The 24,012-nt window shown below is 67.0% G+C and carries 23 protein-coding genes and 2 tRNA genes; 16 read left to right on the top strand and 9 right to left on the bottom strand.

The features are described from left to right. Nucleotides 1–151 precede the first annotated feature (151 nt). Nucleotides 152–736, top strand: coding sequence for a flagellar basal body L-ring protein FlgH (locus AC3WG5_RS00870; RefSeq protein WP_492567450.1), 585 nt, complete (start codon nucleotides 152–154; stop codon nucleotides 734–736). Between the two features lie 160 nt (nucleotides 737–896). Here AC3WG5_RS00870 and AC3WG5_RS00865 read toward each other — a convergent pair whose 3' ends face one another. The 4 genes from AC3WG5_RS00865 to AC3WG5_RS00850 all read right to left on the bottom strand — a co-directional run bounded on the left by AC3WG5_RS00865 (nucleotide 897) and on the right by AC3WG5_RS00850 (nucleotide 6,084). Further along, nucleotides 897–1,421 carry a cell division protein FtsI gene (locus AC3WG5_RS00865; protein ID WP_492567449.1) on the bottom strand — a complete coding sequence of 175 codons (525 nt, stop codon included), beginning with the start codon at nucleotides 1,419–1,421 and terminating at the stop codon, nucleotides 897–899. A gap of 68 nt (nucleotides 1,422–1,489) precedes the next feature. Further along, nucleotides 1,490–2,878, bottom strand: coding sequence for an efflux transporter outer membrane subunit (locus AC3WG5_RS00860; RefSeq protein ID WP_492567448.1), 1,389 nt, complete (start codon nucleotides 2,876–2,878; stop codon nucleotides 1,490–1,492). An 11-nt stretch (nucleotides 2,879–2,889) separates the two neighbouring features. Beyond that, nucleotides 2,890–4,845, bottom strand: coding sequence for a MacB family efflux pump subunit (locus AC3WG5_RS00855; protein WP_492567447.1), 1,956 nt, complete (start codon nucleotides 4,843–4,845; stop codon nucleotides 2,890–2,892). Between the two features lie 3 nt (nucleotides 4,846–4,848). Beyond that, the gene (locus AC3WG5_RS00850; protein ID WP_492567446.1) at nucleotides 4,849–6,084 is read right to left on the bottom strand and encodes an efflux RND transporter periplasmic adaptor subunit; all 1,236 of its coding nucleotides are present in this window, start codon (nucleotides 6,082–6,084) and stop codon (nucleotides 4,849–4,851) included. A 255-nt stretch (nucleotides 6,085–6,339) separates the two neighbouring features. On the opposite strand from AC3WG5_RS00850, the gene AC3WG5_RS00845 reads away from it, so the two are divergent. From AC3WG5_RS00845 to AC3WG5_RS00835, 3 genes are all read left to right on the top strand, one after another. Then, nucleotides 6,340–6,567, top strand: coding sequence for a hypothetical protein (locus tag AC3WG5_RS00845; protein ID WP_014088419.1), 228 nt, complete (start codon nucleotides 6,340–6,342; stop codon nucleotides 6,565–6,567). Nucleotides 6,568–6,767: 200 nt separating this feature from the next. Further along, nucleotides 6,768–7,493: a response regulator transcription factor gene (locus AC3WG5_RS00840; RefSeq protein ID WP_492567445.1), complete on the top strand. Its 726-nt coding sequence runs from the start codon at nucleotides 6,768–6,770 to the stop codon at nucleotides 7,491–7,493. A gap of 3 nt (nucleotides 7,494–7,496) precedes the next feature. After that, complete coding sequence (locus tag AC3WG5_RS00835; RefSeq protein WP_492567444.1) at nucleotides 7,497–8,558, top strand: sensor histidine kinase; 1,062 nt, start codon at nucleotides 7,497–7,499, stop codon at nucleotides 8,556–8,558. Between the two features lie 169 nt (nucleotides 8,559–8,727). On the opposite strand, the gene AC3WG5_RS00830 is transcribed toward AC3WG5_RS00835, so the two are convergent. Next, a tRNA-Arg gene (locus tag AC3WG5_RS00830) sits at nucleotides 8,728–8,804 on the bottom strand. Between the two features lie 131 nt (nucleotides 8,805–8,935). On the opposite strand from AC3WG5_RS00830, the gene AC3WG5_RS00825 reads away from it, so the two are divergent. Then, a complete protein-coding gene (locus tag AC3WG5_RS00825; RefSeq protein WP_008952413.1) occupies nucleotides 8,936–9,673 on the top strand; it encodes a c-type cytochrome in 738 nt (245 codons plus the stop codon). 101 nt (nucleotides 9,674–9,774) lie between these two features. Here the strand turns inward: AC3WG5_RS00825 and AC3WG5_RS00820 are convergent, their stop codons facing one another. After that, nucleotides 9,775–10,578, bottom strand: coding sequence for a Mut7-C RNAse domain-containing protein (locus AC3WG5_RS00820; RefSeq protein WP_492567443.1), 804 nt, complete (start codon nucleotides 10,576–10,578; stop codon nucleotides 9,775–9,777). 150 nt (nucleotides 10,579–10,728) lie between these two features. Between AC3WG5_RS00820 and AC3WG5_RS00815 the strand changes: the two genes are divergently transcribed. After that, the gene (locus AC3WG5_RS00815; RefSeq protein WP_014088414.1) at nucleotides 10,729–11,145 is read left to right on the top strand and encodes a host attachment protein; all 417 of its coding nucleotides are present in this window, start codon (nucleotides 10,729–10,731) and stop codon (nucleotides 11,143–11,145) included. Between the two features lie 205 nt (nucleotides 11,146–11,350). On the opposite strand, the gene AC3WG5_RS00810 is transcribed toward AC3WG5_RS00815, so the two are convergent. Beyond that, the gene (locus tag AC3WG5_RS00810) at nucleotides 11,351–13,369 is read right to left on the bottom strand and encodes a UvrD-helicase domain-containing protein (RefSeq protein ID WP_492567442.1); all 2,019 of its coding nucleotides are present in this window, start codon (nucleotides 13,367–13,369) and stop codon (nucleotides 11,351–11,353) included. 140 nt (nucleotides 13,370–13,509) lie between these two features. On the opposite strand from AC3WG5_RS00810, the gene AC3WG5_RS00805 reads away from it, so the two are divergent. Next, nucleotides 13,510–14,328, top strand: a complete 819-nt coding sequence (locus AC3WG5_RS00805; protein WP_008952417.1) for a symmetrical bis(5'-nucleosyl)-tetraphosphatase — start codon at nucleotides 13,510–13,512, stop codon at nucleotides 14,326–14,328. Here the strand turns inward: AC3WG5_RS00805 and AC3WG5_RS00800 are convergent. Both AC3WG5_RS00800 and mutM read right to left on the bottom strand, forming a co-directional pair. Continuing rightward, nucleotides 14,267–15,088, bottom strand: a complete 822-nt coding sequence (locus AC3WG5_RS00800; RefSeq protein WP_492567441.1) for a lysophospholipid acyltransferase family protein — start codon at nucleotides 15,086–15,088, stop codon at nucleotides 14,267–14,269. The two genes, AC3WG5_RS00805 and AC3WG5_RS00800, sit on opposite strands and share 62 nt — an antisense overlap. A 41-nt stretch (nucleotides 15,089–15,129) precedes the next feature. Then, nucleotides 15,130–15,948, bottom strand: coding sequence for a bifunctional DNA-formamidopyrimidine glycosylase/DNA-(apurinic or apyrimidinic site) lyase (mutM, locus tag AC3WG5_RS00795; RefSeq protein ID WP_492567440.1), 819 nt, complete (start codon nucleotides 15,946–15,948; stop codon nucleotides 15,130–15,132). Nucleotides 15,949–16,028: 80 nt separating this feature from the next. Here mutM and AC3WG5_RS00790 point away from each other — a divergent pair, with 80 nt between their 5' ends. The 9 genes from AC3WG5_RS00790 (at nucleotide 16,029) to AC3WG5_RS00750 (ending at nucleotide 23,942) form a co-directional block, all read left to right on the top strand. Then, nucleotides 16,029–17,810 carry a tetratricopeptide repeat protein gene (locus AC3WG5_RS00790; protein ID WP_492567439.1) on the top strand — a complete coding sequence of 594 codons (1,782 nt, stop codon included), beginning with the start codon at nucleotides 16,029–16,031 and terminating at the stop codon, nucleotides 17,808–17,810. Then, nucleotides 17,807–18,352 carry a lipoprotein insertase outer membrane protein LolB gene (gene lolB / locus AC3WG5_RS00785; protein WP_008952421.1) on the top strand — a complete coding sequence of 182 codons (546 nt, stop codon included), beginning with the start codon at nucleotides 17,807–17,809 and terminating at the stop codon, nucleotides 18,350–18,352. Before AC3WG5_RS00790 ends, lolB begins: the two co-directional genes overlap by 4 nt. Before the next feature lie 214 nt (nucleotides 18,353–18,566). Beyond that, nucleotides 18,567–19,409, top strand: coding sequence for a 4-(cytidine 5'-diphospho)-2-C-methyl-D-erythritol kinase (ispE, locus tag AC3WG5_RS00780; RefSeq protein ID WP_492567438.1), 843 nt, complete (start codon nucleotides 18,567–18,569; stop codon nucleotides 19,407–19,409). 9 nt (nucleotides 19,410–19,418) lie between these two features. Further along, a tRNA-Gln gene (locus tag AC3WG5_RS00775) sits at nucleotides 19,419–19,493 on the top strand. Nucleotides 19,494–19,581: 88 nt separating this feature from the next. After that, nucleotides 19,582–20,565, top strand: a complete 984-nt coding sequence (locus AC3WG5_RS00770) for a ribose-phosphate pyrophosphokinase (RefSeq protein ID WP_008952423.1) — start codon at nucleotides 19,582–19,584, stop codon at nucleotides 20,563–20,565. A gap of 60 nt (nucleotides 20,566–20,625) precedes the next feature. After that, nucleotides 20,626–21,204 carry a 50S ribosomal protein L25/general stress protein Ctc gene (locus tag AC3WG5_RS00765; RefSeq protein WP_014088407.1) on the top strand — a complete coding sequence of 193 codons (579 nt, stop codon included), beginning with the start codon at nucleotides 20,626–20,628 and terminating at the stop codon, nucleotides 21,202–21,204. A 76-nt stretch (nucleotides 21,205–21,280) separates the two neighbouring features. Continuing rightward, the gene (pth, locus tag AC3WG5_RS00760) at nucleotides 21,281–21,865 is read left to right on the top strand and encodes an aminoacyl-tRNA hydrolase (protein ID WP_008952425.1); all 585 of its coding nucleotides are present in this window, start codon (nucleotides 21,281–21,283) and stop codon (nucleotides 21,863–21,865) included. A 61-nt stretch (nucleotides 21,866–21,926) separates the two neighbouring features. Next, the gene (ychF, locus tag AC3WG5_RS00755; protein ID WP_008952426.1) at nucleotides 21,927–23,018 is read left to right on the top strand and encodes a redox-regulated ATPase YchF; all 1,092 of its coding nucleotides are present in this window, start codon (nucleotides 21,927–21,929) and stop codon (nucleotides 23,016–23,018) included. Nucleotides 23,019–23,162: 144 nt separating this feature from the next. Further along, a complete protein-coding gene (locus AC3WG5_RS00750) occupies nucleotides 23,163–23,942 on the top strand; it encodes a transporter substrate-binding domain-containing protein (protein ID WP_014088405.1) in 780 nt (259 codons plus the stop codon). Nucleotides 23,943–24,012 lie beyond the last annotated feature (70 nt).

Raw genomic sequence — 24,012 nt, 5'->3', positions numbered from 1 at the left:
AAGTCAAAAATCTTTACCGGACTTTGCCTTCGGTTAACGCCCGTTAACCGTCGTTTGCCCCAGCATGCCCTGTCGCGAGGCGTGGCCCGGCGGTTGCCGGCCACGCCTTCGCCCTGTACAGCTCAACCCCTTTCTGCGAGGTGATAGTCCGATGTTCCGGCGAGTGATGGGCGGCACGGCGCTGGCGTGCCTGCTCGGTGCATGCAGCAGCGTTTCCCCTACAGCGGTCAGCGGGCCGACCACGGTGCGGCCCGGCTACGCGCTGGCCAACCTGGAAAACCGCAACCAGGGCGGGATTTTCCGCGCCGGCAGCGCGCACCTGCTGTTCGAGCAGCAGAGCGCGCGTTACATCGGCGACATCGTCAAGATCGAGATTGCCGAGAGCTTGTCCGGCAGCAACAAGTCGGGCACCAGCGGCAGCCGCAAGAACGCGCTGAAGGTGGCGGGACCGGGCGCCGGCTCGTCGATGACCGGCCTGTTGAAGTGGATCTTCGACATCGACGTCGACGCCTCGGGCAGCGACAGCTTCAGCGGCAAGGGGGAGAACACCAACAGCAACGTGCTGAAGGGCAAGCTGGCGGCCTCGGTGATCAACATCCTGCCCAACGGCAACCTGGTGTCGTCCGACAATGTCGCCGACGCCCGCTTCGAGCTGGGCGGGCGCGGCCTGGTGGCCGACAGCAACAGCCGCAGCTGGATGCAGCAGTTCCTGGTGGATACCTTGTCGTTCTGGTAAGAACCTGTTTCCGATCTGCTGCGCGTCGGCGATACCGTGTTAAAAACGTCTTCGGAATGCTCATTTACCCCGTGTAAATGCCGCTTCCTCAGCCGTTTTTGCCTTGTCTCGCTCTGGCTCGCGAGATCGTAAACCGGTTCTAAGCGCCGGGCCGGTCATGTCAGTTGCCCGCCAGCACCGCGTCGACCAGCGGGGCGAGCTTCTTGCGCGTCGGCGTCCATTTGTCGTAGCCCATTACCCCCATCTCGTAGTTGGCGCTGGCCAGTACCGTGCCGTTCTGGCGCAGCGTCAGCGCGGCGTAGCTCAGGTACGGCGCGTAGTCGTCGCCGAAGGAGCGCTTTTCCCACTGCAGGAAGGCGGTGTAGGCGAGTTCGGCGCCGCAGCCGGAGGGCTGCATGCCGGCCTCGTACACCCGGCTCTCGACGGCGTGGCGCTGCAGTTCGCTCTGCAGCGCCGGCACGAAGTCGGGCAGCGCCACGCCGCGGTTCCACTCGATGCAGAGGTTTTTGACCGGGGCGTGGGGGTGGAGAATGGTGTTCTGCGTCGGGCCGGGAGTCATCGAGGCGACGCCGGTGATGGCGACGCTGATCAGCTTGATCGCTTCCAGGGTCGGGTCGGGCTGCATCACGACGCAACCCGGCAAGGCCAGCAGGGACAGCATGGCAAGGGCGGATTTGTACACCACGGGCACTACCTGTGACGGATGAACGCGACGGTCATGATAGCGGCGGACAGCGCCCGCCCGGTCCCCATTTACCCATCTTTACCCGCCACGCCGCCGCCCAGCGCCTGGTACACGGTGACCTGGTTGGCCAGCTGGTTGTAGCGGTTCTGCAGCAGCGCGATGTCGGCCTGGCGGTGCGTTTCCTGAGCTTCCAGCCAGTCCTTGAGCGCGGCGGCGCCGGCGCGGTAGCGCACCTCGTACAGCCGTTCCGCCTGGCGCGCGGCGGAGAGCGAGGCTTCCAGCTTTTCCCCCTGCGCCTGGTACTGGCGGCGCGCCGACAGCGCGTTTTCGACATCGGCCAGCGCCTGGTACAGGGTCTGGCGGAATTCGACCACGGCCTGCTGGTACTCGGCCTCGGACACCTTGCGGTTGAGCTGCATTTCGCGCCATTTCAGGAAGGGCAGCGTCAGCCCGGCGCCCAGCGTGGCGACCGGGTTGCTCAGCGCCTGGGACAGCGCCGTGCTGCTCGAACCCAGGCTGCCGGTCAGGCTGATGTCGGGGTAGTAGCTGGCGCGCGTGGCGTCGCCGCTGGCCAGCGTTGCGCGCAGGCGCAGCTCGGCGGCGGCGAGGTCGGGACGGCGCGCGAGCAACTGGGCCGGCACGCCGGCGGCGATCGCGGGCAGGGCGCGCTGCGGCAAGCGTTCCAGCTCCTGGAAGCGGCTGCCCGGCGGGCCGTCGAACAGCAGCGACAACGCGTTGCGCGCCTCGGCCAGTTGCTGCATGAGTTCGGTGTGGCTCGCCTGCTGGCTCGCCAGCGTCTGTTCGGCGTTGAGCAGGTCGAGCTGCGAGGCGGCGCCGGCGGCTTTCTGCGCCCGCACCAGCTGCCGCGTCCGCTCGGCGTAGGCGATGCTGTCCTGGCTCAGCGCGCGGCGCTGCTTGAGGTAGCCGATCTTCCAGTACAGCGTGGCGGTGGTGCCGATCAGCGACAGCCGCGTGCTCTGCTTGTCCTGCTCGGTGGCCTTGGCTTCCCAGACCTTGGCGTCGCGCTGGCGGGCGAGCTTGCCCCACAGGTCGAGCTCGTAGCTGACGCTGGCGCTGACGGCGTGGCTTTGCGTGGTGCCGCCGCCGTGCTTCAGCGAGCGGCTGGCGCTGCTGTCGGCGCTGGCCGCGAGGCTGGGGCTGAGCGCGTCGTCGGCGAGGTCGGCGGCGAGCCGGGCGCGGCGCACCTTCAGCGTGGCGGCGGCGAGGTCGTTGTTGCGCTCCAGCATCAGCTCGATCAGGGTGTCGAGCTCGGCGTCGCCGAAGCGCTGCCACCAGCGCTCGAGGTTGGCCGAAGACGCCGTGGCGGCGCTGCCGGCTTGGGCGTGTTCCCACGCCGAGGGCAGTTTCAGTCGGGGCGTGCTGTAGGGGGTATCGTTCAGGGCGGCGCAGCCGCTCAGCGCGAGGCCGAGCAGTACGGCGGCCAGCAGGGGTTTCATCGTCATATCCTTCACTCCCGCGCCAGCGCGACCACCGGGTCGAGCCGCGCGGCGTTGCGTGCCGGCAAAAAGCCGAACAGCACACCGATCAGGGTGGAGCAGGCGAACGCCGCGACGATCGAGCCGGCGGAGTAGACCATGCTGAAGTGGCTGCTGAGGTGGTCGAACGCCGCGCCGACCAACAGCGACAGCCCGACGCCGAGCACGCCGCCCATCAGGCACACCAGCACCGCCTCGATCAGGAACTGCTGCAGGATGTCGCCCTGGCGCGCGCCCACCGCCATGCGCACGCCGATCTCCTGGGTGCGCTCGGTGACCGACACCAGCATGATGTTCATCACGCCGATGCCGCCCACCACCAGCGAGATCACCGCGATCATCGACACCAAGAGCGTCATGGTGGCGGTGGTCTTCTCGATGGTCTGGCGGATGCTGTCGGTGTTCATCACGTAGAAGTCCTGCTTGCCGTGGCGGCGCGTCATCAGCTTGACGATGCCGGCCTCGGCGGCGCTGCTCGAGACGCTGTCGCCGATGCGCACGGTGACGCTCTTGAGATAGTCCTGGCCCAGCAGGCGGCTCATCACCGTGCTGTAGGGCAGCCACAGGTTGAGGTTCTCGTCGTTGCCGAAGGCGCTGTTCTGCTGCTTGCTGACGCCGATCACCCGCGCCGGCACGCTGCCCACCAGGATCACCCGGCCGACCGGGTCGACGTTGGCGCCGAACAGCGCCTGGCGCGTGTTGGGGTCGATCACCACCTCCTGCGCCTGGCGCCGCACCGCGCCGGCGTCGAAAGCCTTGCCCTGGTCCATCTCCACGCCCTTGACGCGGAAATACTGCTCGCCGACGCCCTTCACCTGCGCGCTCACCGCCACGTTGCGGTAGCGCAGCGTCACCGCGCTGCTGACGCCGGGCGTCACGCTGTCGACGAAGCCCTGCTGCGCCAGCACCTCGGCGTCGCGCGCGGTCAGGGTGTGGATGGCGTCCGCCTTGCGGTCGCCGAAGCCGGCGCCGGGGAAGATGTCGATGGTGTTGGTGCCCATCGAACTGATGTCCTTCAGGATGCGCTGGCGCGAGCCCTCGCCCAGCGCCACCACCGACACCACCGAGGCGATGCCGATGATGATGCCGAGCATGGTCAGGAACGAGCGCAGGCGGTGCGCGGTGAGCGCGCGCCAGGCCATGGTGAAGGCTTCGCCGAAGCGTCCGGCGGCGGCGCGCCATGGCGTGCCCGCCGTACCGGCGTGGCCGTGCGAGGGCAGGGCAGCGGCCGTCCTGGCCGTGACGTTGCGGCGGTCGGCAACGATCTGGCCGTCGCTGATCTCGATCACGCGGTCGGCGTGCTCCGCCACCTTGGCGTCGTGGGTGACGATGATCACGGTGTGCCCTTCGGCGTGCAGCTCGCGCAGGATCACCATCACCTCCTGGCCGCTGTGACGGTCGAGCGCGCCGGTCGGCTCGTCGGCCAGGATCACGTCGCCGCCGTTCATCAGCGCGCGGGCGATGCTGACGCGCTGCTGCTGGCCGCCGGAGAGCTGGCCGGGGCGGTGCGCGGTGCGCCGGCGCAGGCCGAGCCGGGTGAGCAGCGCGTGCGCGCGTTCGTGGCGCGTCGCCGGCGCCTTGCCGGCGTAGATCGCCGGAATCTCGACGTTGCCCAGCGCGCTCAGGTCGGGCAGCAGGTGATAGCGCTGGAAGATGAAGCCGAAGTGCTCGCGCCGCAGCCGCGCCAGCTCGTCCGGCGCCATCGCCCCGGTCTCCCGGCCGTTGACGCGGTAGCCGCCGCGGCTGGGGCGGTCGAGGCAGCCCAGGATGTTCATCAGCGTCGACTTGCCGGAGCCGGAGGCGCCGACGATGGCCACCATCTCGCCGGCCATGATCTGCAGGTCGACGTCGCGCAGCACCGCCACGGTGTCGTCGCCGGCGGGGAATTCGCGGTACAAGCCGCTGACTTCGAGCAGGGGAGTGGCCATCGCTTACATCCCCATCGGCGGCGGGCCGCGGCGTTCGCTGCTGCTCGTGGTGCTGGCCGTGGTTGAAGCCTGTCCCACCACCACGCGCTCGCCTTGCTTGAGGCCGGACAGCACCTGGGCGCTGACGTTGTTGTTGAGGCCGATCTGGACGCGGCGCGTGCTCGGGCGGCCGTCCTGGTCCAGCACCGTGACCGTGTACGCCCCGTCCTTGGCGCGCTCGCCCAGCGCGGTGGCGGGGATGGTCAGCGCGTTCCGGGCCTCGGCCAGCACGATCGATACCTGCGTGGTCATCGAGATGCGCAGCTGGTGTTCCGGGTTGGGCACGTCGAACAGGCCGTAGTAATAGATGGCGCTGCTGCTGCTCGACGAGCTGCTCGAACTCGACGAGGACGTGCTGCTGCTGGTGCTGCTATCGGCGGCGTCGCTGAGCGACTGCGGGCCGGGGTCGATGGCGCGCAGCGTGGCGCGGTAGCGCCGCTCGGGAGCGCCGAGGATGGTGAAATACACCGGCAGGCCCGGCCTGACGCGGGTGACGTCGCCCTCGGAAATCTCCGCCTTGACGGTGACGGTATCGAGCTGGGCGATCTTGGCGATGGTCGGCGCCGACTGGCTGGCGTTGACGGTCTGGCCTTCCTCCACCGGCAGCGCCACCACCACGCCGCCGATCGGCGCCACGATTCGGGTGTAGCCGAGGTTGAGGCGGGCGGTGTTGAGCGTGATGCGCGCCTGTTGGATCTCGGCCTGAAGCTGCGCCACTTCGGCGCGCGCGGTGGCGAGCGTGGCCCGGGCGCTGTCGACGTTCTCGCGCGCGGTGGCTTCTTCGGCCAACATGCTGGTCTGGCGCCGGGCGTCGAGCAGCGCCTTGGTCAGCGCCGCCTGCTTGACGCGCAGCTGGGCCTGTTTGCTGGCCAGCGCCGCCTCGGCATCGAGCAGGGTGTTCTGCTGGCTGCGCGGGTCGATCTCCGCCACCAGCTCGCCCTGCTTCACCTGCTGCCCCAGGCTGACCTTGAGCGATTTCACCTCGCCGGACACCTGGGCGCCGACGCTGACCTGCTTGAACGCCTTGACGGCGCCGCTGGCCAGCACGCTGTCCTCGAGGTCGGCGCGCGTCACCGGCGCGGTGAGGTAGGCCGGCGACGCCGGCGCGGGAAACAACAGCAGCTTGGCGCCGACGGCGGCGGCGAGCACGGTGGCCGCCAGCAGCGCGCGGCGTTGCCAGGTTTTCGGAACGAGGGTCATGGGCGATGAGCGCGGCGCGCGCCGGGCGGCGCCGGGGTGAGGAAAACGGGCGGCCAGTATGCGGGGGAGGGGTGTGAATCGGGGTTAGCCCGGGTAAAAACAGGTAAAGACGGCGCCAGGGTAAAGAAGTGTAAATAAACGGCGTGGCGGCCGTAGCGGACGGCGGGACATGGTAAATAGAGGGCGTACCCATCAATACCAACCCCGCGGGGCGCCAGTGGCAGGCCTTGCCCCGCCTTGTTGAGGAGAACCGCCATGAGCAGCATCGAATCGATCGCCGCCAGCGCCGCCAGCCTGTACGCCATGCCAGCGGTGCGCAAGGCCGTGAACGATGGCCTGAAGGAGGTCGGGAGCGAGGTGGAGTCGGTCGGCAACGCCATCGGCTCCGGGCTGTCGTCGCTGGGCTCGGCCATTTCATCCGGCGTCGGCAGCGTGGTGGACGAATTCACCACGCTGGGCAAGACCATCGATACCTATATCTGACGTTCCGGGCGGCGTGGCGCCGGGCCCGGTGTATTCCTCCCCTGCCAGGTTGGCCGAAGACGGAGCCCTCTCCCTCTTCGGCCAACCTTTTGCCCTGGCGTGCCCGGCCGTGCTCGGCGCGCGCGCCCCTGCGCTAGAATGCGGGCAACACGTGTCAAGCCGGGTCAAGCGTGGCCCGGCTGCGAGGGATGGAGTGAACGATGGCGAATAGCCGAGCGGTCCTGACGCCGCAGGACGGACCCAGGGTGCTGCTGGTCGACGACGACGTCGAACTGGCGGAGATGCTGCGCGACTACCTCGAGCGCGAAGGCTGCATGGTCGCGCTCGCCGCCAACGGCAGCGACGGCCTGGCGCTCGCCCTGAGCGGGGACTATCACCTGCTGGTGCTCGACGTCATGATGCCCGGCATCAACGGCATCGAGGTACTGCGTCGGCTGCGCCAGCAGAGCGCGCTGCCGGTGCTGATGCTGACCGCCAAGGGCGACGATCTCGACCGCGTGCTCGGGCTGGAGCTGGGCGCGGACGACTACGTGCCCAAGCCATGCACCCCGCGCGAACTGCTGGCGCGCATCCGCGCCATCCTGCGCCGCGGCGCCCTGCGCGAGGTGCGCCAGGCCGAGAGCGACGTGTTGCGCGAGGGCGCGCTGGCGATGTGGCCGCGCGAGCGCCGCGCCGAGTGGGACAGCCGTCCGCTGGAGCTGACCAGCACCGAATTCAGCCTGCTGGCGGAGCTGGTGCGCCAGGCCGGGCACCCGGTCAGCAAGGGCGAGCTGTCGGAACGCGCGCTGGGCCGTCCGCTGGCGCGCTTCGACCGCAGCATCGACGTCCACATGAGCAGCATCCGCCAGAAGCTCGGCCCCTTGCCCGACGGCCGCTCCTGCATCCAGACCGTGATCCGTCGCGGCTACCAGTTCATCAAGGCCTGACCCATGGGACGCCTGTTCTGGAAACTGTTCCTGATCCTGTGGCTGGCCCAGATCACCACCGCGCTCGGGGTCGGCGTCGCCTTCAGCCTGCGCCATCAGTTCGAATCCCCGCGTGCCGCCGTACTGGCGCGGCAGGACCCGGCGCAGCGGCCGCCGCCGCCTCCCCGGCACGGCCCGGTGCCGCCGGAGCCGCTGCTGGTGGGCTTGGTGGCGAGCCTGATCTTCGGCGCGCTGCTGGCGCGCTACCTGTCCAAGCCGATCCGTCTGATGCGCGGCGCCTTCGATGCCGTGGCCGAGGGCAATCTCAAGGTCAACCTGGCCCAGCAACTGGGACGGCGCCAGGACGAACTGGCCGACCTCGGGCGCGACTTCGACCTGGTGGCGCAGCGGCTGCAGGGGCTGATCGACGACAAGAAGCGCTTGCTGCACGACGTCTCGCACGAACTGCGCTCCCCGCTGGCGCGGCTCAGCGCCGCCGTCGACCTGGCACGCCAGCAGCCGGAAAAACTCGACACCTGGCTCGAGCGCATCGAGCGCGAGGCCGGGCGAATGGACCAGCTGGTGGGAGAGCTATTGGCGATCGCCCGGCTCGACGCCGAGGGCGCCGCCGGCGGCGAAACGCTGTCGCTGCGCGACTTCCTCGTCGCCCTGGTGGCCGACGCCCAGTTTGAGGCCGGCCTGTCGGGCTGCCGCGTGGAAATGCAGATCGAGCACGACGGCCGTGTCGCCGCCCGCCCGGACCTCTTGCGCCGCGCCGTGGAAAACGTGCTGCGCAACGCCATCCGCTACAGCCCGCCGCACAGCGTGGTGCAGATCCGGGTGACGCCGCTGCCGGATTGCGGGCAGGTGCGCCTCGCCATCCACGACCACGGCCCCGGCGTACCGGAAGCCGAGCTGGCGACGATCTTCGAGCCGTTCTTCCGCAGCAGCGGCAGCGACAACCAGGGCTACGGGCTGGGGCTGGCCATCGCCAAGCGGGTGATCGTCGCCAGCGGCGGGCGCATCGCCGCCGCCAATGCCGCCGAAGGCGGGCTGATGGTCAACATCGAGCTGCCGCTGGCCTGAGCGCGTGTTCACCGCGCCCATGGCCGACGACGACAGTGACGCGGTGACGACAGGGGGAGCCGTGTGTCCCCCGGAGGCAGGGTTGCCGCGAAAGGGCGCCGGGGACAAAAACGGACGGCAGGAAAGCAAAAAGGGTTAGCGAAAAGATGTCGCTAACCCTTTGAATTCTTGGCGCACCCGATTGGAATCGAACCAACGACCTTCAGCTTCGGAGGCTGACACTCTATCCAACTGAGCTACGGGTGCTTTGCAGAGCAGGCGGATGATAGCTTAACTGCCCCGGCGCGTCCAGTGAGGGGCTTTTGCCATGCCGAGAGGGTTCTCGTATAATCCCCCTGATTTCTTCATTGTCATTAATATTTCAGGCGAGGCTCGGAATGAGTAATGGGAACGGGATGGCCCCGGGACAGGTTGTCAAGGTCCTGATCGGCGTCGTTGTCTTTCTGGTCGTGGCGATCTGGCTGCTGGCCAAGCTGGCAACCAGTGGTTTCAACGTGGATGCCGAAGTCATGACCAAGGAAGCGGTAGCCGCTCGCCTGAAACCGGTCGGCGAATCCGTCGCCAGCGACGCGCCCCCGGGCATGCGCAACGGTGAACAGGTGTTCAAGGCCATCTGTATTTCCTGTCACGGTACCGGCCTGGCCGGCTCGCCCAAGTTCGGCGACGCCGGCGCCTGGGCGCCGCGTATCGCCAAGGGCTTCGACACCCTGGTACAGCACGCGCTGGGCGGCTTCAACGCCATGCCGGCCAAGGGCGGCGCTGCCGACCTGAGCGACGACGAAGTGAAGCGCGCCGTGGCCTACATGGCCAATGCCGGCGGTGCCAAGTTCACCGAACCGAAAGTCGGCGGCGAAGGCGGTGCGGCGCTCGACCCGAACGTGGCCGGCAAGAAGATCTTCGACAGCGTTTGTACCGCCTGCCATTCCACCGGCGCCGCCGGTGCGCCGAAGTTCGGCGACAAGGCCGCCTGGGCACCGCGTCTGAAGCCGGGCCTGGACGAAGTGGTGAAGATCGCCACCAAGGGCCTGAACGCCATGCCGCCTAAGGGTGGCTTCACCGGCAGCGACGAAGAATTCAAGGCCGCCGTCGAATACATGGTGAACAACTCCAAGTAAGCCTGCCTAGGCTTTCCAGATACCAGAAACGCGCCCTCGGGCGCGTTTTTTTGTGCCCCGCCGCCACGGCCCGAAACCTTCCGGCACCGGCGTGAGCCGCCTCAGTCGCGTGGTGCCTGCTCCGACTCGGGCCAGCTCAGGCCGTGTTCCCGCAGCAGCGGCTCCAGCCAGTGGCGCAGTCGGTCGCAATGCTTTCCCTCCCAGTACAGCTTGCGGCAGCTCTGGCAACGGTAGAAGTGGCGCTGGTAGGCGTAGACGCGCGGCGGTGTCTCGGCGGCGACACTGGCGCGCGTCACCGCTTCGATGGCGCCGTTGCAGCGGGCACAGCGGCTGAACAGGCGCAGCTGACGCCACAGATCGAAGCGCTCCAGCACCTCGAGCAGCTGCTCGCGCGGCATGATGGCACGCAGGAAGGCGCCGTGCGTCACGGCATTGCGCTTCAGCAGTCCGACGTCGCGCGTGAGCAGGATGCGGTGCTCGGCCAGCGCGACCTGCGCCAGTTCCTCGTCCGGCCAGTCGTTGCGGTACAGCGTATCGAGCCCGAGCAGGCGCAGGTAGCGCGCCAGCCGGCCAAGATGGACATCGAGCACGAAGCAGGGGTGGCGTAGCGGCGCCGGGCGCAGCCGGTTCAGCTCGGCGAGGTCGAAGCGCTCGAAGGTCGGGTAGACCGCCACCCGTTCGCCGCCGTGCAGATGGTGCTGGAAATCCACCGACACGCCGTCCACCAGGATCAGGTCGACCTCGGTGTGCGGCACCCCCAGCGCCTGGATGCGGTCCTTGACAGTGGGGCTGCCGCTGAAGGCATGGCGAAAACTGACCTTGCGCCGGGCGGGCGGCAAAAAATCGTTCAGCTCCTCGTAGAAGCGGAATTCGCAGTGCTTGAGGGACTTCGGGGCGCGCGACATGTATGCACTATAACCCTAGAAACAGCCGCTGTTTTGCCGTGCCGTGGCAGCGTGTCGGGAGCGCACGGCGGCCAGCGGCGAACCCGGACGATTGGCTGCGGCCAGGCGACAAGGGGCGCCAAGACCGCCAACTTGAGTGGAGTGAGCGATATGGACGTTTCATGGATTGTCGTCGCCGACAGCCGGCGCGCACGGATTTTCCAGCCCGAGGCCGGTGGGCACAAGCTGACGGAAACGGCGGAAATCAGTGCGGAGGAGGGGGAGGCCGCCGCGGGCGGCAACCATGCCGAGCCGCCGCGCGGCGGGCACCGGACCATGGTGACGCGCAGCGACCCGCAGGAGCACGATGCCGCCGCGTTCGCCCGCAAGCTGGCGAACGCCCTGACCCAGGGACGCGCCGACGGCAGTTTCGAGCGGCTGGTGCTGGTGGCGCCGCCGCACTTCCTCGGCCAGTTGGGCGAGTGCCTGCCCAAAGAGGTCGAGCGCATGGTGGCGCTCAAGGTGTCGCAGGAACTGACCCATCTCGATGCCGCGGCCATCCGCGAGCATCTGCCGGCGCGCTGGTGAGCGCCGCTTTCATCCGGTGGCCGCGCTTCGCCCCGTGAGCGTCGGTGGCCTTCTGCGCGAGCGAGGCTCTGCGAGAGACTCGCTCCGCCCTGATCCTCGGGTACGCCGCGGATGCTACGGTTTCCTGGCGCCTGCGGCGGTCACGCTGTCCGGGCGGTCTCGCCCCGGCTGAAACACGTTCTCCGTCCAGGTCGATGGCGGCACGCTACTCGACGCCGCCCTTGCCCTTCTTGCCTTCCAGCATCGCACTCAGGCTCGCCAACCGCGACTTGCCTTCGCTCTTGCTGACCACCGGCTCGGCGCCCGGCTTGCCGAAGTGGCGCAGGTCGTCGCCGTTGATCTCGTCGATGAAGCGCGACGGGTCGACGAACTGCCACTCGCCGGCGCGCCTGCGCTTGACGCAGTGGGTCAGCGTCAGGCTCCTCTGGGCACGGGTGATGCCGACGTACATCAGCCGCCGCTCCTCCTCGATCATGCCGTTTTCCACCGATTCGCTGTGCGGCAGGATGCCTTCCTCGCAGCCCACCAAGAACACGTGCGGGTACTCCAGGCCCTTGGAGGCGTGCAGCGTCGACATGTGCACCGCGTCCAGCTCGCCCTCGTCGCGCCCCTCCAGCATGGTGATCAGCGCGATCAGCTGGGTCAGCTCGATCAGGTTCTTGTTGTCGGCCTCGCCCTTCCTGGCGAGCCAGGCCACCATCTCCTGCACGTTCTTCCACTTGGTCTCGGCGGCGCGCGGGCTGTCCTCGCTGTCGTACAGCCAGGTCTCGTAGCCGATCGCCTTGAGCATCTCCTGCGCCAGCTCCCCGGCCGGCTCGCGCAGCGCGCGGTACTGCAGATGATTGATGAAGTCGCAGAATTGCGTCAGCGGCTCCAGCTGGGCGTGCTGCACCTGCAGCCGGAAGCCTTCCTCGTACGCCGCGGCAAACAGGCTCTTCTTGCGCTCGCCGGCCCAGGCGCCGAGCTTCTCCAGCGTGCCGGCGCCGACGCCGCGCTTGGGCGTGGTCAGGGCGCGGATGAAGGCCGGGTCGTCGTCCGGGTTGGTGATCAGCCGCATGTAGGCGATCACGTCCTTGACCTCGGCCTTGTCGAAGAAGCTCTGCCCGCCGGACATCTGGTAGGGGATGCGCTGGTTGCGCAGCGCCTGCTCGAAGATGCGCGCCTGGTAGTTGCCACGGTAGAGGATGGCGTAGTCCTTGAACTCGGTGCGGCATTCGAACTTGTGCGCCAAGAGGCGCTGCACCACCACCTCGGCCTCGTGCTCCTCGTCCTTGCAGCGGATGACGTGGATCGGCTCGCCCAGGCCCAGTTCGCTCCACAGCTGTTTCTCGAACAGCTTGGGGTTGTTCGAGATCACCGAGTTGGCGGCGCGCAGGATGCGCGCGGTGGAGCGGTAGTTCTGCTCCAGCTTGATGATCTTGAGCTTGGGGAAATCCTGCTGCAACAGGCGCAGGTTCTCCATGTTGGCGCCGCGCCAGGCGTAGATGCTCTGGTCGTCGTCGCCCACCGCGGTGAACATGCCGCGCACCCCGGTCAGCAGCTTCACCAGCTGGTACTGGCAGGTATTGGTGTCCTGGTATTCGTCGAGCAGCAGGTAGCGCAGCTTGTGCTGCCACTTCTGCAGCACCTCCTCGTTGTTGCGGAACAGCTCCACCGGCAGCCGGATCAGGTCGTCGAAGTCCATCGCCTGGTAGGCGGTGAGGGTGTCCTGGTAGGCGAGGTAGGTGGTGGCGCAGATGCGTTCCCACTCGTTTTCGGCCAACGTGAGCGCCTCCTCGGCGCTCTTGAAGTCGTTCTTCCACAGCGAGATCTGGCTTTGCACCTTGCGCACCTCGTCCTTGGCGGTGGTGCGCAGCAGGTCGGAGATGATCTTGCCGGCGTCGTAGGCGTCGAGGATCGAGAACTGCGGCTTGTAGCCCAGGTGCGGCGCTTCCTGGCGCAGGATTTGCATGCCCAGCGAGTGGAAGGTCGACACCGTCAGCCCGCGCACCTCGGCCGGCGTCATCAGCTTGGTGACGCGCTCCAGCATCTCGCGCGCCGCCTTGTTGGTGAAGGTGATGGCCGCGATGTTGCGCGCATCCATCTTCGCTTCGCGGATCAGGTGCATGATCTTGAAGGTGATCACCCGGGTCTTGCCGGAGCCGGCGCCGGCCAGCACCAGTAGCGGGCCGTCGAGGTAATGGATGGCCGCGCGTTGCGGCGGATTGAGCTGGGGTGCTGACATGGCGTTTCCGGTGGGAGGCGACGCGCCGGAGGGGGCGCGTCGCAAATCGGTAATGCAGGCCGGGCATTGTAGCATGCGGTATCATCGCGCTAGTGCGGACGGCCCTTTTCTGCCGGTCTGCCAATCGAGGACAATTAACCATGGCAACCTACGCAATCGGCGACATTCAGGGCTGTTTCGGCCCGTTCCAGCAACTCCTGCGCCAGATCGAATTCAACCCCGGGCGCGATACGCTCTGGCTCACCGGCGACCTGGTCAATCGCGGCCCCGAGTCGCTCGAAGTGCTGCGCTGGGTGTTCCGCCACAGCGACAAGGTGCAGATCGTGCTGGGCAACCACGACCTGCACCTGTTGGCGGTGGCCGAGGGCTTCGGCAAGGTGCGCTCCGACGACACCCTGCTCGACATCCTCAACGCCGGCGACGGCAAGCTGCTGCTCGACTGGCTGCGCTGCCAGCCCTTGATGATCGAACAGCAGGGCTACGCCATGGTGCACGCCGGCCTGCTGCCGGAATGGACCGTCGACCGTGCCATGGGGTTGGCCGAAGAAGTGGAAGACTGCCTGTCCGGGCCGCGTTACCGCGACTTCCTGTCGCGTCTCTACGGCAACAAGCCGACGCGCTGGAGCGACGAGCTCAAGGGCATCGAGCGCCTGCGGCTGGTGGTCAACGCCATGACGCGCATGCGCCTGGTGACGCGCGACGGCGAGCTGGACCTGGCGTTCAAGGGCGAACTCGACAAGGCGCCCGCCAACCTGCTGCCGTGGTTCGACGCGCCGGGGCGGCGCAGCGCCGGCACCCCGATCATCTGCGGCCACTGGTCGGCGCTCGGCCTCTACGTCACCGAAGACATCCTCTCCATCGATACCGGCTGCCTGTGGGGCGGCAGCCTTACCGCGCTCAGGCTGGAGGATCGGCAGGTGTTCTCGCTGCCGTGTCCGGCCGAGCAGGCGTTATCCTGAGCCCACGCACGATCTCGTCGCGTGCCGCCTCGGCCAGCTCGAAGCGGGTCGGCTCGCGGCTGGTGCCGGCGGCGCTGATGCGGCTGCCGTAACGCAGCTCCACCCGCATCGCCGGGGTGGCCAGGATGCTGCGCAGGCTTTCCATGAAGGTGGTTTCGCCGGCGTAGGCGGCGGCGGTGCACGGCGTGTCGTGCGGCGTGCGGTAGCTCAGCGCCACCGGCTGCACCGTGCCGCGCGACTGGCGCACCGATTCGAACAGCGAGGCCTTGAACGGCAGCAGCACGCTGCCGTCCGAGGTGGTCGCCTCGGGAAACACCGCCATGCAGCCGCCGTTCTCCAGCGCCTGCGCCAGGTGCTGGTTGACGCGGCTGGCATCGCGCCGGTTGTTGCGGTCGATGAACACCGTGCCGGCGCTGGCCACCAGCCAGCCCGCCACCGGCCAGCGCTGGATCTCCCGCTTGGCGACGAAGCGCGACACCGTCGAGCTGTTCAGCACGAAGATATCCAGCCACGACACGTGGTTGGCCACCAGCAAGGTGTTGTTCGGGTAGAACCCGGGCGAGTCGCCGGACACCTCCACCGTCACCCCCAGAATCTGCAACAGCTTGCGCGACCAGCGCTGCGTCACCACGGCGCGCTCGGCGTAGGCCAGGCGTGGGAAGCGGGTGGCGACGATGATCAGGCCGATGGCGATGTGCCATCCCATGCGGGCCAGACGGAAACAGCGGGTGGGCAGCGAAGTAGGGCGGGTCGGGCGCATCGGCAACGGCGAGGATGGGGAAGGAAGGCGATGCCCCGACTCTACCATGGCTGGCAATGCGGACAGTAGTAGGAACTCCGCTGCCCCTGGCGAATCTGACGTATCAATGAGCCGCAGGTGTGGCAGGGCTCCTCGGCGCGACCGTACACCGCGTAAGTCTGCTGGAAGTAACCGGGCTTGCCGCTGGCACCGACGAAGTCGCGCAGCGTGCTGCCGCCGGCCTCGATGGCGCGTGCCAGGATGCTCTTGATGGCCGCGGCCAGGCGCTCGCAGTCGGCATGGGTCAGGCGGCGTGCGGCACGCCCCGGACGGATGCCGGCCTGGAACAGGGACTCGTTGGCGTAGATGTTACCCACCCCCACCACCACATGATTGTCCATCAGCAACTGCTTGATCGACATCGTGCGCCCGCGGCTGGCGCGGTACAGCGTGTCGGCGTCGAACGCGTCGCCGAGCGGCTCCGGTCCCAGCGCCGCCAGCAGCGGGTGGAACTCCACCGGCCCGACGTGCCACAGCATGGCGCCGAAGCGGCGCGGGTCGCGATAGCGCAGCGCGGTGCGCCCGTCCAGGATGAGATCGATATGGTCGTGTTTTTGCGGCGGCGTGTCGGCCGCCACCAGCCGCAGGCTGCCGGACATGCCAAGATGCACCAGCAGCGTGCCGCTGGCGAACTCCAGCAGCAGGTATTTGGCGCGGCGGCGTACCGCCAGTACCGGCAGGCCGCTGAGGGTCGCGGCCAGTGCCGGTGGCACCGGCCAGCGCAGGCGTCCCTCACGTACCACGACGTCGGTGATGGTGGCGCCGGTGAGGTGTGGCTCGACCCCGCGCCGGGTGGTTTCCACTTCAGGTAATTCTGGCATGTTATTCCACGCTCCACGGCCATCAATAATATCAATGAGCGTGGTATTCTACGCTTTCGCCGGGTCAAGATTCCATGCACATGAAACCGTTAAACCGAACCCTTCCCCTCCTCCTGGTGCTGCTGCTGTCCGCCTGCGCGGTGACTCGTCCGCCTGAACGCAGCGCGGCGCCGGCCACCCCCCAGGCGGAGGCGACGGACAACGCGCCCGACGACGACGGTGCCGACGCCGCCAAGGCCGAAGCCACCGCGGCCGACGCCAGGCTGCCCAAGGTCGAACTCGACAGCCACATCCTGTTTGGCGTGCTGGCCGGCGAGATCGCCGCCCAGCGCGGCGCGGCGGGGGCGTCGGCGGTCACCTATCTCGACCTCGCACGGCAGACCCGCGACCCGCGCCTGGCGCAGCGTGCCGCCGAGTTCGCGCTGTTTTCCGGCCAGCTCAAGGTCGCCTCCGAGGCGCTGACGCTGTGGGTCGAGCTCGACCCCGACTCCGACATCGCGCGCGAACAGCTGCTGATCACCCTGCTGCGCTCCGGCAAGCTGGCCGAAAGCCGGCCCCTGGTGGAAGAGCTGCTCAAGCGCGAGCCGGCACGCGCCGGCGCCGTCTTCGTGCAGCTGGCGCGGCTCACCGCGCTGCAGGGCGACAAGCAGGGGGCCTACCAGCTGATCCAGCAACTGGCGGAGCGTTACCCCGATCTGCCGGAAGCACGCTTTGCGGTGCTCGCGGTGGCGGCGGAGGTCGGCAACGAGAGCGTAGCCGAGCAGGAACTCGACCGCCTGGCGCGCATCGCCCCCAAATGGGATCTGCCGGTGGCCTGGCAGACCGACCGGCTGCGCCGCAGCGACCTCAACGCCGCGATTGCTTTCCTGAAAAAAGAGCTGGACCGGCGCCCCGACGCCGGGCTGGAGCTGAAGATGGCGTATCCGCGCCTGCTGGTCGGCGCCAAGCGTTTCGACGAAGCGCGCCGCGCCTTCGAGGCACTGCTCCAGACCCAGCCCAAGAACGCCGAGTTGCTGTACGGTGCCGGCCTGCTGGCGTTGCAGCAGCGTGACCTGCCCGTGGCCAAGCGGCATCTGGAAGCGGCGCTGGCGGAAAAACACCCCGAAAGCGACTTCATCCGTTACACCCTCGGCCAGTTGGCCGAAGAGCAGGACGATGTCGCCGGCGCCCGGCGCTGGTACGAAGCGGTGGGGCAGGGCGCGCAGTACCTGCCGGCGCAGGGGCGTCTGGCCGAGCTGGACGCCGCCGCCGGCAACCCCGAAGCCGGCATCGCCCGGCTGCAGAAGCTGGAGATCGGCGGCACGGGCCGCGTCCAGGTGGTGCTGGCGCAGTCGCAGATCGCCCGCGAGGCCAAGCGTTACGACCTGGCGCACGCCCTGTTGAGCCAGGCGTTGCAAGAAGCCCCGGGCACCCCGGAGCTGCTCTACGAACGGGCGCTGGTGGCCGATCTGATGGGCAACGTTGAAGGCGCCGAGAGCGACCTGCGCGCCTATCTCAAGGAGAAGCCCGACGACCCGCAGGGACTCAACGCCCTCGGCTATACCTTGGCCAACCGCACCACGCGCTATCAGGAAGCCTTGGGCCTGATCCAGAAAGCCCTGCAGGCCGAGCCGGACAACCCGATGGTGCTCGACAGCATGGGCTGGGTGTTGTTCAAGCTGGGCCGTCTCGAGCCGGCGCGCGAGCACCTCGAGCGTGCCTTCGCGGTGTCGCCGGACGCCGAGATCGCGGCGCATTATGGCGAGGTGCTGTGGCAGCTCAACCGCCGCGACGAAGCGCGCGCGGTGTGGCAGAAGGCCACCGGTAGCGAATCCGGCCTGGAAATGCTGAAGAACACCGTGCACCGCCTGGAGCAGCCATGAGCCGCTGGCTGGCACTGGGCCTGTGCGGCCTGCTCTTGACCGGCTGCGCCACGCGCGACGTCGCGTTCCGGCCGCAAGCCGAGGCGACCCGGCCGCGCGATACCCCGTTTTCGATCTCCGGCCGGCTGTCGGTCAAGGCCGACGGCAAGGGGCAGGTCGCCAACTTCGACTGGAATCACGATGCCGTGCGCGACCAGCTGTCGATCAACAGCCCGATCGGCTCGACCGTGGCGCGCGTCGAGCGCGACGAGAACGGCGTGACGCTGCAGGCCGACGGCAAGACCTACCAGGCGGCGGACGTGGAAAGCCTGACACAAGAGGCGCTGGGCTGGCCCTTGCCGCTCTCCAACCTCGCCTGGTGGATTCGCGGCCAGGCGGCGCCGGACTGGCCGCAGAACGTCTCCGCTGACGGTGTGCTGCACCAGCAGGGCTGGTCCATTCGTTTCGTCAGCGACGCCGATCAGCCCGGCCCGTACCCGAAGCGGGTCGAAATGGAGCGCGACCGGCTGTCGATCCGCCTGGTCGTGCACGCCTGGCGCTGAGGATCGCTCCATGGTCTTGTCGCGTACTCCCCGGGGCTTAGGTGCCGCTCTGCGCGGGCGCGGTTCCGGTGGCGATTCGCGCCGCCATGATCTTCCGGTATTCCATGCCCATTCCGGTGCCAGCGCCGTTGATCGCCCACTAGAGGGTGGCGCGCGACCGGCCCTGAACCGGTTCTGAGTTTTCTCCACATCCCGTTTTTCGAGTTCTTCCGACATGACCGCCGTCTTCCATGCCTATCCGGCTCCGGCCAAACTCAATCTGATGCTCAAGGTGGTGGGGCGCCGCGCCGACGGCTACCACCTGCTGGAAACCGTGTTCCGCTTCATCGACTACAGCGACACCGTCGAGCTGGCCGTGCGCGACGACGGCGTGATCGAGCTGCTGAACCCGATCGACGGCGTGCCGGCCGAGCGCGACCTGACGGTGCGCGCGGCACGCCTGCTGCAACAGCACAGCGGCACCTCGCTCGGCGCCTCGATCCGCCTCACCAAGCGCATTCCGATGGGCGGTGGTCTGGGCGGCGGCAGTTCCGACGCCGCCACCGTGCTGCTGGCGCTCAACGCGCTGTGGCAGACCGCTGTGCCGCGCGAAACCCTGATGCAGCTGGGCCTGAAGCTGGGGGCCGATGTGCCGGTCTTCATCTTCGGCCGCAACGCCTTTGCCACCGGTATCGGCGAGGAACTGACCGAGCTGGAGCTGCCCGAAAAGTGGTACGTGGTGTTGCATCCGGGGGTGCATGTGCCGACTGCTGAAATTTTTTCGTCAGAACTGTTGACAAGGGATTCCGGTATCAGCATAATGCGAATCCTCGAAACAACGCAGCAACGACGAAACGACTTGCAGCGGGTTGTAACGAGTAAGTATCCAGCGGTAAACGAAGCGTTAAGCGAGCTTGAGAAATACGGTTCGCCGCTGATGACAGGCTCCGGAAGTTGTGTTTTTCTGGAGTGCGATTCGGAAATCGAAGCCGATAAAGTTTATAAGACGCTGTCGCAGAAGTACAACGGATTTGTCGCAAAAGGCCTTTCGGTTCACCCGTTGTTCGGCAGTATCTAGCCCAGTTACTGGGGAGTCGCCAAGTGGTAAGGCACCGGATTTTGATTCCGGCATTCGTAGGTTCGATCCCTACCTCCCCAGCCAAGAATCTCTACAATATAGAGAACGAGAAAAAAAGCGTGTAAGTTTCCCTTACACGCTTTTTCTTTATTCAGCTAAGGCATAACGAGTTATGGCGGCATACGACAGTTTGATGGTTTTCACCGGGACCGCTAACCCGGAACTCGCCCAGAACGTGGTCAAGCATCTGGACATCTCGCTCGGCCGCGCCGACGTGGGCAAGTTCAGCGATGGCGAGGTGGCAGTGGAGCTGCTCGAAAACGTGCGCGGTCGCGACGTGTTCATCCTGCAGTCCACCTGCAACCCGACCAACGACAACCTGATGGAAATCCTGACCATGGCCGACGCGCTCAAGCGCGCCTCCGCCGGTCGTATCACCGCCGCAATCCCGTACTTCGGCTACGCCCGCCAAGATCGCCGTCCGCGTTCCGCGCGCGTGCCGATCTCCGCCAAACTGGTCGCCAACATGCTGACTTCGGCTGGCATCGACCGCGTGCTGACCGTCGACCTGCACGCCGACCAGATCCAGGGCTTCTTCGACATCCCGGTGGATAACGTCTACGCCACCCCGGTGCTGCTGAAGGACGTCCGCTCGCAGCGCATCGAAGACCTGATCGTGGTGAGCCCGGACGTCGGCGGCGTGGTGCGTGCGCGCGCCATGGCCAAGGCGCTGAACACCGACCTCGCGATCATCGACAAGCGCCGTCCCAAGGCCAACGTGGCCGAAGTCATGAACATCATCGGCGACGTCCAGGGCCGTACCTGCCTGATCGTCGACGACATGATCGATACCGCCAATACCCTGTGCAAGGCCGCTTCCGCGCTGAAAGAGCGCGGCGCCCAGCGCGTGCTGGCCTACGCCACCCACGCCATCTTCTCGGGCCAGGCCATCGATCGCATTGCCAATTCCGACATCGACATGGTGGTGGTGACTGACACCATCCCGTTGTCGGCGCAAGCCAAGGCCTGCCCGAACATTCGCGTGGCCTCCATCGGCGGCCTGCTGGCCGAGACGCTGCGCCGCATCAACAACGAAGAGTCGGTGTCCTACCTCTTCAACGAGGACCTGGTTTCGACGGGCGCCTGCCTGCCGTAAACATCGCGGCGGCTGGTCGCGGCCGCTGCGGTGCCATTCACTTGAACTGGAGTTTTACTCATGTCTTACGAACTGATTGCTGCCAAGCGCGAACAGCTGGGTACGAGTGCGAGCCGCCGCCTGCGTCACGCTGGCAAACTGCCGGCCGTGGTATACGGCGCCAACACCGAAGCGGTTTCCGTGGTGCTGGAACACAACCCGGTTTACTACGCGCTGAAGGAAGAAGGCTTCCACACCGGCATCCTGAACCTGGTGATCGACGGCGAGAAGCAGGCCGTGCTGCTGCGTGACTACCAGATGCACCCGTACAAGCAACTGGTACTGCACATGGACTTCCAGCGCGTCGACCTGAACGAAAAGATGCACGTCAAGGTACCGCTGCACTTCGTCGGCGCCGATGCTTCCGAAGCCGTCAAGCTGCAAGGCGCCAAGATCTCGCACGTGCTGACCGAAGTCGACGTGCGCGCTCTGCCGGCCCAACTGCCGTCCTTCATCGAAGTGGACCTGTCCGCCATCCAGGCTGGCCAGACCATTCACCTGTCCGACCTGAAGCTGCCGGAAGGCGTGGAAATCACCGCCCTGGTGCGCGGTGGTGACCAGGCTGTGGCCTCCGCCAGCGGTGCCGCTGCCGCCGAGTAATTCCGCGGTCGTGCACGATCAAGCTCGTTGCGTTGCCTGACGGCCTCGCAACGGGCTTTTTTATTGGAATGCAATCATGTCCGGGATTCGATTGATCGTCGGGCTGGGCAACCCCGGCCCGGAGTACGAGAAAACCCGTCATAATGCCGGTTTCTGGCTGGTCGACGAACTGGCCTGGCAGCACAAGGCGGCGCTGAGAGGCGAAGGCAAGTTCTTCGGCGAAGTGGCGCGCGCGCCGCAGCCGGGCGGCAGCGACCTGTGGCTGTTGAAGCCGATGACCTTCATGAACCTGTCCGGCCAGGCGGTGGCGGCGCTGGCGCGCTTCTACAAGATCGCCCCGGAGGAAATCCTGGTGGTGCACGACGAGCTCGACCTGCAGCCGGGCACCGCCCGCTTCAAGCAGGGCGGCGGGCACGGCGGCCACAACGGCCTGAAGGACATCATCGCCCGCCTCGGCACGCCGAACTTCTGGCGCCTGCGGCTGGGCATCGGCCACCCCGGCGAGCGCAGCGAGGTGGTCGGTTTCGTGCTGAAGAAGCCGCGCAGCGAAGAACAGGGCGCCATCGAGGACGCCATGGCGGCGGCGCTCCGGGTATTGCCGCAGGCCATTGCCGGCGACATGCCGGGCGCGATGAAAACCCTGCATACCGCCGCCAAGTAATTTTCCGGCCGCAAGCCTGCTTCGGCCAACCTTTGCAAAGATTTTCGAGAGGAACGCAGTCATGAGTCTCCAGTGCGGCATCGTCGGTCTGCCCAACGTCGGCAAGTCGACCCTCTTCAATGCGCTGACCAAGGCCGGCATCGAAGCGGCCAACTATCCGTTCTGCACCATCGAGCCCAACGTCGGCATCGTCGAGGTGCCGGACCCGCGTCTGGCCGAGCTGGCCAAGATCATCAACCCGCAGAAGATCCAGCCGGCCATCGTCGAGTTCGTCGACATCGCCGGCCTGGTGGCAGGCGCCTCCAAGGGCGAAGGGCTGGGCAACCAGTTCCTGGCCAACATTCGTGAGACCGACGCCATCGTCAACGTGGTGCGCTGCTTCGACGACGACAACGTGGTGCACGTCGCCGGCAAGGTCGACCCGATCTCCGACATCGAAACCATCGGCACCGAACTGGCGCTGGCCGATCTGACCACGGTGGAAAAGGCGATCCAGCGCGATGGCAAGAAGGCCAAGTCGGGCGACAAGGACGCGATCCGCCTGATCGCGGTACTGGAGAAGGTGCGCGCGCACCTCGACCAGGGCCTGCCGGCGCGCTCGCTCGGCCTCGACGCCGAAGAGCAGGCGCTGTTGAAGCCGTTCTGCCTGCTGACCATCAAGCCGGCGATGTACGTCGCCAACGTGGCCGAGGACGGTTTCGACAACAACCCGCACCTCGACAAGCTCAAGGCGCTGGCCGACAAGGAGGGCGCTCCGGTGGTGGCGCTGTGCGCGGCGATCGAATCGGAAATCGTCGAGCTCGACGACGCCGACAAGGCCGAGTTCCTGGCCGAGATGGGGCTGGAAGAGCCGGGCCTGAACCGCCTAATCCGCGCCGCCTACAAGCTGCTGGGCCTGCAGACCTACTTCACCGCCGGGGTGAAGGAAGTGCGCGCCTGGACCATCCACGTCGGCGACACCGCGCCGCAAGCGGCCGGGGTGATCCACACCGACTTCGAACGCGGCTTCATCCGCGCCCAGACCATCTCCTACGACGACTTCATCGCCTGCGGCGGCGAAGCCAAGGCCAAGGAAGCCGGCAAGATGCGCTCCGAAGGCAAGGAGTACGTGGTGAAGGACGGCGACGTGATGAACTTCCTGTTCAACGTCTGAGGCGGCCGCCCGCCTGCGCCGAAGACCGTCATCCCCTCGGGTGGCGGTTTTTTTCTTGGCGCGGGCTAGGCAATGCCGTTGGGGATTGTTATAGTTCCGTGTGTTATGTTGTTTCTTTAATTTGAAACTAAAGGTTATATTAAAATGAAGAAACTGATCGCTCTGCTGGCCCTGATCGGTGCCACCTCGCACGCCTTCGCCGCCGACCTGCTCGACACCGTACAACAGCGCGGCACGCTCAAGATCGCGCTGGAAGGCACCTACCCGCCGTTCAACTTCAAGGACAAGGACCAGAAACTGGCCGGCTTCGAGGTCGACCTCGGCACCGCGCTGGCGCAGAAGCTCAAGGTGAAGCCGGAATTCACCACCGGCGAGTGGAGCGGCCTCCTGGCCGGTCTGCAGGGCGGCAAGTTCGACGTGGTGATGAACCAGGTGTCGATCACCGACAAGCGCAAGGAAGTGTTCGACTTCTCGCAGCCGTACACCATCTCCAGCGCCCAGTTGATCGTGCGCAAGAACGAAACCCGCAGCTTCAAGAGCCTGGATGATCTGAAGGGCAAGAAGATGGGCGTGACCCAGGGCAGCAACTACGCCGACATGGTCAAGGCGCAGGGCGGCATCGAGTCCAAGTTCTACCCGTCGGCGGCGGAAATCTTCCAGGATCTGGCCTCCGGCCGCATCGACGCCGCGATCAACGACAGCCTGCTGATCCCGTTCGCCATCAAGGAAGCCAAGCTGCCGCTGAAGGCCGGCGCCGCGGTGGGCACGACCACGCAGATGGGCATCCCGTTCGCCAAGGGCAACCCGAAGTTCAAGGCCGCCATCGACGGCGCGCTGACCTCCTTGCACAAGGACGGTACCTTCAAGAAAATCTCGGTGAAGTGGTTCGGGATCGACGTGTCGAAGGCCCCGGGCGGGCGCTGAGGCGCGGCGTGACGCCGGGCTGAGGCCGCGGCCGTCTGCCGGACGGTCGAACTGGACGCCCCCGCGGCTT

Source organism: Pseudogulbenkiania sp. FW507-F1, from assembly GCF_058781125.1.
The sequence above is the reverse complement of the archived record's forward strand: the minus strand, read 5'-3'. Positions and strand labels throughout refer to the sequence as shown.

Coding starts and splice junctions, on each gene's coding strand:
- AC3WG5_RS00765 (WP_014088407.1), top strand. CDS start 20,626: ATGTCTTACGAACTGATTGCTGCCAAGCGCGAACAGCTGGGTACGAGT.
- AC3WG5_RS00850 (WP_492567446.1), bottom strand. CDS start 6,084: ATGACCCTCGTTCCGAAAACCTGGCAACGCCGCGCGCTGCTGGCGGCC.
- AC3WG5_RS00855 (WP_492567447.1), bottom strand. CDS start 4,845: ATGGCCACTCCCCTGCTCGAAGTCAGCGGCTTGTACCGCGAATTCCCC.
- lolB (WP_008952421.1), top strand. CDS start 17,807: ATGAGCCGCTGGCTGGCACTGGGCCTGTGCGGCCTGCTCTTGACCGGC.
- ychF (WP_008952426.1), top strand. CDS start 21,927: ATGAGTCTCCAGTGCGGCATCGTCGGTCTGCCCAACGTCGGCAAGTCG.
- AC3WG5_RS00800 (WP_492567441.1), bottom strand. CDS start 15,088: ATGCGCCCGACCCGCCCTACTTCGCTGCCCACCCGCTGTTTCCGTCTG.
- AC3WG5_RS00770 (WP_008952423.1), top strand. CDS start 19,582: ATGGCGGCATACGACAGTTTGATGGTTTTCACCGGGACCGCTAACCCG.
- AC3WG5_RS00810 (WP_492567442.1), bottom strand. CDS start 13,369: ATGTCAGCACCCCAGCTCAATCCGCCGCAACGCGCGGCCATCCATTAC.
- AC3WG5_RS00835 (WP_492567444.1), top strand. CDS start 7,497: ATGGGACGCCTGTTCTGGAAACTGTTCCTGATCCTGTGGCTGGCCCAG.
- AC3WG5_RS00825 (WP_008952413.1), top strand. CDS start 8,936: ATGAGTAATGGGAACGGGATGGCCCCGGGACAGGTTGTCAAGGTCCTG.
- AC3WG5_RS00860 (WP_492567448.1), bottom strand. CDS start 2,878: ATGAAACCCCTGCTGGCCGCCGTACTGCTCGGCCTCGCGCTGAGCGGC.
- AC3WG5_RS00845 (WP_014088419.1), top strand. CDS start 6,340: ATGAGCAGCATCGAATCGATCGCCGCCAGCGCCGCCAGCCTGTACGCC.
- AC3WG5_RS00870 (WP_492567450.1), top strand. CDS start 152: ATGTTCCGGCGAGTGATGGGCGGCACGGCGCTGGCGTGCCTGCTCGGT.
- pth (WP_008952425.1), top strand. CDS start 21,281: ATGTCCGGGATTCGATTGATCGTCGGGCTGGGCAACCCCGGCCCGGAG.
- AC3WG5_RS00840 (WP_492567445.1), top strand. CDS start 6,768: ATGGCGAATAGCCGAGCGGTCCTGACGCCGCAGGACGGACCCAGGGTG.
- AC3WG5_RS00820 (WP_492567443.1), bottom strand. CDS start 10,578: ATGTCGCGCGCCCCGAAGTCCCTCAAGCACTGCGAATTCCGCTTCTAC.
- AC3WG5_RS00805 (WP_008952417.1), top strand. CDS start 13,510: ATGGCAACCTACGCAATCGGCGACATTCAGGGCTGTTTCGGCCCGTTC.
- AC3WG5_RS00815 (WP_014088414.1), top strand. CDS start 10,729: ATGGACGTTTCATGGATTGTCGTCGCCGACAGCCGGCGCGCACGGATT.
- mutM (WP_492567440.1), bottom strand. CDS start 15,948: ATGCCAGAATTACCTGAAGTGGAAACCACCCGGCGCGGGGTCGAGCCA.
- ispE (WP_492567438.1), top strand. CDS start 18,567: ATGACCGCCGTCTTCCATGCCTATCCGGCTCCGGCCAAACTCAATCTG.
- AC3WG5_RS00750 (WP_014088405.1), top strand. CDS start 23,163: ATGAAGAAACTGATCGCTCTGCTGGCCCTGATCGGTGCCACCTCGCAC.
- AC3WG5_RS00790 (WP_492567439.1), top strand. CDS start 16,029: ATGAAACCGTTAAACCGAACCCTTCCCCTCCTCCTGGTGCTGCTGCTG.